This is a genomic window from Weizmannia acidilactici, assembly GCF_008974225.1.
Classification (GTDB): domain Bacteria; phylum Bacillota; class Bacilli; order Bacillales; family Bacillaceae_C; genus Weizmannia; species Weizmannia acidilactici.
Map to the genome: position 1 here is coordinate 96,098 of NZ_BKZR01000006.1, position 8,674 is coordinate 104,771.

At 44.7% G+C, this 8,674-nt stretch carries 9 protein-coding genes; 1 reads left to right on the forward strand and 8 read right to left on the reverse strand.

Annotated features, from left to right (window positions below):
• Positions 1 to 260: 260 nt before the first annotated feature.
• The 3 genes from GBH70_RS03720 to GBH70_RS03730 form a co-directional block, all read right to left on the reverse strand.
• On the reverse strand, positions 261 to 1,049 hold the full coding sequence (locus tag GBH70_RS03720; RefSeq protein WP_151679770.1) for a TIGR00266 family protein: 789 nt from the start codon (positions 1,047 to 1,049) through the stop codon (positions 261 to 263).
• Between the two features lie 41 nt (positions 1,050 to 1,090).
• On the reverse strand, positions 1,091 to 1,708 hold the full coding sequence (locus GBH70_RS03725; protein ID WP_151679771.1) for a TVP38/TMEM64 family protein: 618 nt from the start codon (positions 1,706 to 1,708) through the stop codon (positions 1,091 to 1,093).
• Positions 1,709 to 2,164: 456 nt separating this feature from the next.
• The gene (locus tag GBH70_RS03730; protein WP_151679772.1) at positions 2,165 to 2,704 is read right to left on the reverse strand and encodes a competence protein ComK; all 540 of its coding nucleotides are present in this window, start codon (positions 2,702 to 2,704) and stop codon (positions 2,165 to 2,167) included.
• A 184-nt stretch (positions 2,705 to 2,888) separates the two neighbouring features.
• Here GBH70_RS03730 and GBH70_RS03735 point away from each other — a divergent pair, with 184 nt between their 5' ends.
• Positions 2,889 to 3,122, forward strand: coding sequence for an IDEAL domain-containing protein (locus GBH70_RS03735; protein WP_151679773.1), 234 nt, complete (start codon positions 2,889 to 2,891; stop codon positions 3,120 to 3,122).
• Positions 3,123 to 3,251: 129 nt separating this feature from the next.
• Here the strand turns inward: GBH70_RS03735 and GBH70_RS03740 are convergent, their stop codons facing one another.
• The 5 genes from GBH70_RS03740 to lplA all read right to left on the reverse strand — a co-directional run bounded on the left by GBH70_RS03740 (position 3,252) and on the right by lplA (position 8,435).
• On the reverse strand, positions 3,252 to 4,505 hold the full coding sequence (locus GBH70_RS03740; RefSeq protein ID WP_151679774.1) for a M48 family metallopeptidase: 1,254 nt from the start codon (positions 4,503 to 4,505) through the stop codon (positions 3,252 to 3,254).
• An 82-nt stretch (positions 4,506 to 4,587) separates the two neighbouring features.
• Positions 4,588 to 4,890, reverse strand: a complete 303-nt coding sequence (locus GBH70_RS03745) for an AzlD domain-containing protein (RefSeq protein WP_151679775.1) — start codon at positions 4,888 to 4,890, stop codon at positions 4,588 to 4,590.
• Positions 4,887 to 5,615, reverse strand: a complete 729-nt coding sequence (locus tag GBH70_RS03750) for an AzlC family ABC transporter permease (RefSeq protein WP_151679776.1) — start codon at positions 5,613 to 5,615, stop codon at positions 4,887 to 4,889. The genes GBH70_RS03745 and GBH70_RS03750 overlap by 4 nt, the downstream gene beginning before the upstream one ends.
• Positions 5,616 to 5,774: 159 nt before the next feature.
• The gene (locus tag GBH70_RS03755) at positions 5,775 to 7,328 is read right to left on the reverse strand and encodes a fatty acid--CoA ligase family protein (protein ID WP_151679777.1); all 1,554 of its coding nucleotides are present in this window, start codon (positions 7,326 to 7,328) and stop codon (positions 5,775 to 5,777) included.
• Between the two features lie 120 nt (positions 7,329 to 7,448).
• Entirely contained in the window at positions 7,449 to 8,435 is a 987-nt protein-coding gene (lplA, locus tag GBH70_RS03760) for a lipoate--protein ligase (RefSeq protein WP_151679778.1), read from the reverse strand.
• Positions 8,436 to 8,674 lie beyond the last annotated feature (239 nt).

The window sequence follows — 8,674 nt, forward strand, 5'->3', positions numbered from 1 at the left end:
GTTTCACTTCCTTCTATCCGATCATTCCAATTTCTTCATAACACGCTTCCATTTGCCGAATGGCGTAAACACACGGAAACCGCAACCAAAATTAGAACATTTGTTCTTTTATTTTAAATCATATTTACGGCTTAATCAAGTTTTTTGTGCTACTCCGGTTCGGGGCGCGCTATACGAACCACAATGCACAAAAATAAGGTACCGCCGCCTTCGGGAAAGTCCCTTTTTAAGCTGCGGTGCCGCATTAAAAACGCACCCTTTTAATCCCCGTCAAACAGATCAAACAGCCCTTTTGCTATGCTGCCTTCATCCCTGGAACCGCCGAACTGCGGCATTGCCGCAAACACACGGCTTGCGAGACGGCTGAAAGGGAGGGACTGCACCCAAACCGCCCCCGGGCCGCGCAATGTGGCAAAGAACAGCCCTTCGCCGCCGAACAATGCAGTTTTAATTCCTTTAACAAATTCAATATCATAATCAACGGTTCTTGTCATGGCTACAAGGCAACCTGTATCAACCCTTAATGTTTCCCCGGGTGCCAGTTCACGCTTTTGGATCGTGCCGCCTGCATGGATAAAGGCAAGGCCGTCCCCTTCAAGCTTCTGCATGATAAAGCCTTCGCCACCAAAAAACCCGGTGCCGATTTTCCGCTGGAATTCGATACCAACCGAGACCCCTTTTGCTGCAGCCAAAAAGGCATCTTTTTGGCAAATTATCTTCCCGTCGTGTTCACTTAAATCCATCGGCACGATTTTGCCCGGGTAAGGCGCCGCAAAAGCGACATGCTTCTTATCGTAGGCTTCATTCGTAAAAGCGGTCATAAATAAGCTTTCACCGGTAATTAGTCTTTTTCCGGCCGAGAACAATTTCCCCATTAAGCCGCTCTGGCTGCCCGATCCGTCGCCAAAGATCGTTTCCATCCGGATGCCGTCTTCCATCATCATCAAGCTACCCGCTTCGGCAATGACCGTTTCCTGCGGGTCCAGTTCCACTTCGACAAACTGCATGTCGTCCCCATACAGTTTGAAATCAATATCATGGTTGTTCATTTCCATACCTCCATTCAAAATCGCTTTCCCCTGTATACGAATCAACTTTGATTTTGTTCCATTTTTATTTTTCGGCTCAACCGGGCTTCCACTCTTTTCCCGACAAACCATAACACGGCGATGGCCAGCAGCACAATTCCCGTACGAAGCGGCTGTTTCAAAAGCGATGCAATATCATGCCCAATAAAGCTGATGATGAAAATGGTGATCATTTTGCCGGCAAATACAGCCAATAAATATTGGAACCAGCGGATCGCGGAAAGGCCTGCCACGATATTAACGACAGCCGAGGGGGTGAAAGGAAAACAGAGCAGCACAAAAAGCGGCGCAAACCCGTGGCGGTCAAGCCAATCCATCAGTTTTTTCACATGGCGGTGTGTCTTTAAAAAAGCAAGAAAACGGCTCTGCCCGTACTTTCTTACGGAGAGGAATACAAGAAAAGCCCCCGTGCATGCCCCGAACCATGATAAGAGAAACCCTAGCCAAAGCCCAAATGCGTTGGCATTTGCCATGACAATCAGCACCATGGGCAAAAAGGGTAGAAAAGCCTCCAAAACGAGCAGCCCCGTCCCTAAAATAGGCCCGAAAGAACGGTATTGGGTCATTAGCTGCATGAAGTTTTCCATCGTTAGCCAATCTTTGAGCAGTTCCAGGTTCATATTCTTCTTGTACTCCTCCATTTTCAATTCGCTTTTAGTGTACCATATCACCGATGTATTATTTTCAATCGACTCCCACTTTTATTTTTGGTCTGGTGAACTCACGGTATTTCGGGGCTCCAGCTGGTAAAGCCATTCCAGTTGCTTCCTATGTCCAATGCCGGTTCCGGGTTCCCGATTGCACGTAAAAAATATTTGAAATGGATTCATACTGCTTTCGCCAATATGTGTCTGACAAACAGCACCTTTTAGCTGTTTGCTTGCAAGCTGCGGACGATGGAGTACAGCGCATATAAATCTTTTTCCTCTCCAAACGGCGATCGTTCCTTTCTTTAACGATTCATAAGTAAATTTCGATTTTCCACTTCAATTTTCCTTTTGTAACCAGATCAATTTCCTGTCCAAAGTATTCACTTTATCGAACAAAAAGGCAGGGAGCCCTTCCCTGCCTGCCGCCTAAAACCAATACAGCCCGTGATCCCCAAAATCCTCAAACACCTTAAACCCTTGTTGCTTTAAAAAAAGCAATCTTGCCCGCCTGATTTTAGCTTCATAAGCAACCTGCAATGATGCCGCATTGTGATACTGGTTCAAAAATGAGCCGTGGCTAATCGGCAAAATAAACGTTTGGTTGTTGGAAAAAATGATTTTTGTTTTCCCCCCCTCTTCAGGGTAATGGTCTTTGATATGCCTGGAAACCAGCCAGATACAATCCGGCTTAGTTGGCGATTTAGTTGGAAAAAGTATTGTGGATGTATGGGGATCTATAATTATGGGCGGTTTATGGCGGACATTAATTAAGCGTTTCGTTGAATTTTTTCTTCCTTCAAAGTTGCTTCCAAAATTTTCACAACTTATTTTAACAATTTCTAAAGGACTGTCCTGCACATAAATTTCCTGATTGACTTCGAGAACTTTTGAACCAGCCTCACTTCCATCACTGTAAGGAATAATCGCCATAGTATACGGACAAATTTCATACTCTTTCAGTTGCAAACATCTTCCCCCCAATAGCATTATTCATAACTCTATTATAGTACAAAATTCCTCAATTTCTAGTATTTTTTTCAAAAAATGCGTATTTTTTTCCAATTCATTGTTTCAGAAAAGGCAAATTTTTTTGATTGATTTTCGTTTGAAAACTCTATATAATAAAAAAAAGCGAAAAGGGTGATCATACATGGAGAACAAAAAATCTTATTCTGACCTGCCAAAAGAAAGTGCGATGACCCAGATCCAAATGGAAAAATTCGTGGAACACATTTATACTGACATGCTGCTAAATGAGATCATGTTGAACAAACAAAAAGAGAAACTGCTGGAACAAATCGACCATGTACTTGATCTCCGGGACAAAGAGCAGTTCATGGAGCTAACGAATGAACTCAAAAAAATCAATTTACAATTCGGATGATTCGGGCTGCGGCAAAGCGGTCAAAACCGGTTTGCACCGCCCTTTTCTTTTGCTCAAATAGCCGTTAAATCCAAAAAAGCAGCGGGCGCCTTGCAAACTGGCGCACACTGCTTTTTTCATAGTCAGGTTTTATTTTTCCCCTTCCAGCATGCGGATTCGCTCCAGCATCGTCGGGTGATCGTAGCGGAATATTTTTACAAGAAGCGGAGGATTGACTTCACTTAGTCCCGCCTTCGTTAAGATTTGGAACGTTTGGATGCCGGATTTAGGATCGTGGGTCATTTTGACGGCATAGCGGTCCGCACGGAGTTCCTCATACCGTGATCCCCAATTCACAAGCGGACTTGACGCAAACAGCAAAACCGAGGAAATCAACAAGAACAGGGGAAGCGAACTGATATTCGAAATTCCCGTCATCCATCGTCCGCTTCCTTTCCGGCTAGCAATGGCGTTCATGATTTTCGCATTCAGCCACAACCCGATAAGCATCATCAAAATATAACCCGCCGTGCCGAAATAAATATGTTTTTCCACATAATGCCCCATCTCATGTGCCATCACAAATAAAATCTCTTTATCGTTCAAACGGTTGAGGGTCGTATCCCAGAGTACGATCCTTGAATTGGCGCCGATCCCTGTGACATAGGCATTTAAGGCATTTGTTTTTTCTGACATATTGACTTCATATACATGATCCGCCGGAATATGTGCTTTCGACGCGAGCGCTAGGATTTTTGCTTCCAGCGCCTTGTCTTTCAAAGGATAAAAATCATTATACAAAGGATCGATTACAACCGGCTGGATAAACATCATAAAAACCGTATACGGAATCGACAATAGCCAGGCAGGAATCCACCATTTATACCGGTACTTTTTCATGAGCGCATAGAGGACAGCGAAAACGGCAAACATGATCACGAAATTTACCCAAAAATCGGTGACTTCATCTTTCATCCACCCGGTAAACGTCTGGGTGGAAATGTGATATACCTTTGAAAAACGGTAGGACAGGAAACTCATCGGGAATGTAAACAAAAAAGATGCAATGGAAAACCAAAAGAGATAAACCGCTGTTTGAATGACGCGGAAGCGTGAAACTTCAGCGGCCCACTTTTCAAACATTTTCGAGATGCCGAGCGCGAGAACCAAAAAATAAAAAAGCCATTCATACGGGGCAGACAGGAAAAAAAGCAGGTTCCGGATTTTCGAATATGCTTCGATTAAATACAGTTCACGGCTGTTCATAAAAATTGCGGGATCTGCGGCCGTTCCCCTGTACTGCTCCGGAATCGCGGTATTTGCAAAACGAAATAGATACCAGTACATCAAAAGACCGAACAGCACATATCCGGCTATTGCCCGCAATGCCCATTTCGTTTTCAATAAATATGCACTCCCTCCTTGTCCTTCACTATATATGTAACGCAGGAAAAAGGCATTTAGAACAGCCATTTTTTAATGTGCCCTAAAACATAAAAGAATAAAAACTCAATACGGCAATCGCCCCAAGCACCACAATAATGACATTGGCACCGGTCAAAGCAAGAATAATTGCGGTGCCGGCTCCGATCGTTCCAAACAGCGGGTCTTTTTGGATCAAAAACACCTTTGGAAAAATCAGCGCGCCCAAAATCGCATACGGGACATTTTTTAAAACGCCTTCCAAAAACGGCGGCAGCGTTTTGTTTTGCAAAAGGACAAACGGCAGCATCCGCGGCAAATACGTTACAAGCCCCATTCCAATGATGACGAGAATAATAGTGTTCATCTTTCTTCCACCCGCTTTTTCCGATTGTATGTTTCCGTAATTTCGATCAAGACTGCGGATAAAAGTGTGGATGTGATAATCGACCATCCCTCTTCCATCACATGAAAGCCGATAAAAATGCTATTAAAGCCGGCGGAAATGGCGGCAAGGAACAATACTTTCACATTTCTTTTCAAGGAAGGGACAAGAAGGCCGATAAACATTGCATACAACGCCACCGTCATGCTCGCCTGCAAAAACTGCGGCAGGTTCGCGCCAATCACGTAACCGATTCCGGAATTGATAACCCAGCTGGCATATGCGATCGAAGTGACGCCAAACCCGTATCCAAGCGGAAATTTCCCTTTTCTTGTCGCGAGCACTGAAAATGTTTCATCGGTAATCCCAAAGGCAAACAATCCGCGCTTGAATTTGCTTTGTTCTTCCACTTTCCGGCTTAAAGCGGCTGTCATGAGAAAATGGCGGATATTGACGACAAAAGTTGTCAGGATAATGACAAACGGGCTTGTTCCCGCAGCGATTAAGCTTAAGCCCATATACTGGCTGGCCCCGGCGTACACGATCAGGCTCATCAGCAAGGTTTCCAGCAAGGGCAGCCCGGTTGTTTTTGACAGCAGGCCGAACGTCAGCGCAATCGGGAAATATCCGATCGCAATGCTGGACCCCGCCTGCAGGCCGAGCTTAAAGCTGCTTGTTTTCCCTTCTGCAATGGATGCTTCCAACATTGTACCTCCTCTACCAAACATGTATAGAACAAAATTATTAATATTCTCATATTTTCATATTATACGCCTTGCAAGTTTTTCTTACAAGATGTGGAAAGCTGCAGATTCAATTCAAAAAAGGAAACTCGCCGGTGAAAGCTTTCCGGCGGGTTTCCTTTGTCACGATTTGCTCGATTGTTTCTTTAGGACCTGTTCTTTCAGCGACCTGCGTAAAATTTTCCCGGTTGTATTTTTCGGGAGTTCGTCCAAAAACTCAATTTCTTGCGGCACTTTATATTTGGCAAGCCGCTCCCTGCAGTAGCCAAGCAATTCCTCTTCTGTCAGAGATTCGTTTTTGGACACGACAAAAACTTTTACGACCTCGCCCTGATTCGGATCCGGAATACCCACTGCAGCGGCTTCGACCACATCCGGATGGTCGTACAGCACTTCTTCCACTTCCCGCGGGTATACATTGAACCCGCCGACAATGACCATATCTTTCTTGCGATCAACGATATAAAAATAACCGTCTTCATCCATTCTCGCCAAATCTCCAGTGTACAGCCAGCCGTTCCGGATCGTGGCTGCCGTTTCTTCCGGCATTTTATAGTAACCTTTCATCACGTTCGGCCCGCGTACAACGAGCTCCCCAACTTCCCCGACTGGCACTTCATTCCCAAGTTCATCCACGACTTTATTTTCAACGTGGACGATATTCGTGCCGATTGATCCGGGTTTCCGCGGCCGGTCAAGAGGATTGAAGCATGTTACCGGAGAAGCTTCCGAAAGGCCGTATCCTTCAGAAATGAGTACATTGAATTTTTTCTCAAAATTTTTCAATAGTGCCACCGGCATCGATGCCCCGCCCGATATGCACAGCCTGAGCGTTGCAAAATCTTTCGGGGTCCCGGCTTCGTATTGGTATAAGTAGTTGTACATCGTCGGCACACCCGCAAATATCGTTGCTTCGTATTTTTTCGCAACGCGGAACACTTCTTTCGGGCTGAATTTCGGCAAAATCAAAAGCGTTGCCCCGCTGATGAGCGGCGCATTGACGGCTACGGAGAGGCAAAATACATGAAACATCGGCAAAGCCGTAATCACACGGTCACGGCTGCTCATTCTTAAATATTCACCGATATCGCTGGCGTTCGAATACAAATTTTTATGCGTAAGCATGGCCCCTTTTGGCTTTCCGGTTGTCCCCGATGTATACAAAATAACCGCCGTATCGTCATCATCCAGCGGCACTTCTTCAGCTACAGGGAAGCTTTCTTCCAAAATTCGCGAAAACGATTTCAATTTTGGATGCGTATATTCCGTTCTTGTCTGTGCCGGGCCGGTTTCGCAAATAATGTAGTGCTCCACTTTCGGTAAATGCGCATCGACGGCATCCACGAACGGCACGAACATATCAAGCGCCACAACAGCTTTTACATCACCGTTCTCCAATATGTATTGGATTTCATTCGGCGTGTAGATCGGATTGACCGGTATCGTTGAGATGCCCGCCCGCATTGCCCCGTACAAGGCAATGATAAATTGAGGTGAGTTGCCAAGCAGTAATGCGATATGATCCCCTTTTTCCAGGCCGAGTTTTTTCAGCCCGTTTGCAAATTTCGAAACCGCCGCATCCAGCTCCCCGTAAGTCACCGGCTTATCCATAAAGTAATAAGCTGTCTTGTCCATGTTTTTACACGCCGTGTTTTTTAAACTTGACGGTAAATTCATTTCTCCCTCCCCTTTCTGAGTGAACAGCCATTCATTACCCTTTTCATTATATAAAAACAATTTTAATATTTCAACACAAATTCCCAAGCTGCCGGACGCAGCTTGGGAATTTTAATCTTTTTAATACACAAGGCTGATAAAATCTTCTTTTTCAATGTTTCCGAAATAATGTTTGATGTCAATTCCTTTCAATGCTTCTTCGATGCTCGATCGTTCATAGCGGCGGCCGGAAAGCCGGTTTTCAATGTCCCTCACGTCGCCAATGCCGAAAAAATCCCCGTAAATTTTGCAGTTTTCGATCATGCCTTTGTTGACGTCAAGACGCACGTCAATGGAGCCGGCCGGGAAGCGTTTTGATCGCTGGAGATTGAATTTCGGCGATTTCCCGTAGTTCCACTCCCATTTTTGGTAGCGTTCTTCCGAAATTTGGTGGATTTTTTCCCAATCTTTTCCGGTCAGTTTATATTCTGAAATGTCTTTGCCGCCAAAAATGCTTTCTAACAATAATTGCCTGAATTCCGGCATTGAAATCGGCTCTTCCAAAAAGTCGGAAATATTGGCAACACGGCGTCGGACCGATTTAATGCCTTTCGATTCGATTTTTTCTTGTTTAACTTTTAAAGCCTGGACGACTTTATCAAGTTCGGAATTGAGCATAAGCGTGCCGTGGCTGAACATGCGCCCGTTTGTGGAAAACTGCGCATTCCCCGATATCTTTTTGTCCCCAACCTGAATATCATTGCGGCCGCTCAATTCCGCATTCACGCCGAGTTTACGCAGCGCCTGCACAACCGGGTCGGTAAATTTGCGGAAATTGCTAAAGCTTTCACCGTCGTCTTTAGTAATGAAGCTGAAATTGATATTGCCGAGATCATGGTAAACAGCGCCGCCGCCGGAAAGCCGGCGCACGACGATGACGCCGTTTTTCTCCACATAATCGGTATTGATTTCTTCAATCGTGTTTTGGTTACGGCCGATGATGATCGACGGCCTGTTTATGTAAAAAAGCAAATAAGTTTCATTAATATCCAGATTTTTCAAGGCATATTCTTCAATCGCCAAATTGATGCGCGGATCGGTAATGCCCTGGTTATCGATAAACAGCATGGCGTCGCCCTCCCGTATGTTTGGTTCCAAATGAAATCCCTTCCTACCCATTATAAAACATGGCCATTTCACGGGCAATTTTAGGGATTGGGCCCTAATTCTCTAAAAAATGATCATTCTGTTATTGACTTTACGAAACTGTTATAATACAATACAAAATATAAACATTAGTTATATAACAAAAAGAAGCTGTTGATTGTGGTGCAAAATGTGCTGGACTTTTTCAAAAATCTTCCTAA

What these genes read in the sequence shown, in the direction of transcription:
- GBH70_RS03750 (WP_151679776.1), bottom strand. Translation starts at nt 5,615, where the DNA reads ATGTTGGAAGCATCCATTGCAGAAGGGAAAACAAGCAGCTTTAAGCTC.
- GBH70_RS03735 (WP_151679773.1), top strand. Translation starts at nt 2,889, where the DNA reads ATGGAGAACAAAAAATCTTATTCTGACCTGCCAAAAGAAAGTGCGATG.
- lplA (WP_151679778.1), bottom strand. Translation starts at nt 8,435, where the DNA reads ATGCTGTTTATCGATAACCAGGGCATTACCGATCCGCGCATCAATTTG.
- GBH70_RS03755 (WP_151679777.1), bottom strand. Translation starts at nt 7,328, where the DNA reads ATGAATTTACCGTCAAGTTTAAAAAACACGGCGTGTAAAAACATGGAC.
- GBH70_RS03720 (WP_151679770.1), bottom strand. Translation starts at nt 1,049, where the DNA reads ATGAACAACCATGATATTGATTTCAAACTGTATGGGGACGACATGCAG.
- GBH70_RS03725 (WP_151679771.1), bottom strand. Translation starts at nt 1,708, where the DNA reads ATGAACCTGGAACTGCTCAAAGATTGGCTAACGATGGAAAACTTCATG.
- GBH70_RS03745 (WP_151679775.1), bottom strand. Translation starts at nt 4,890, where the DNA reads ATGAACACTATTATTCTCGTCATCATTGGAATGGGGCTTGTAACGTAT.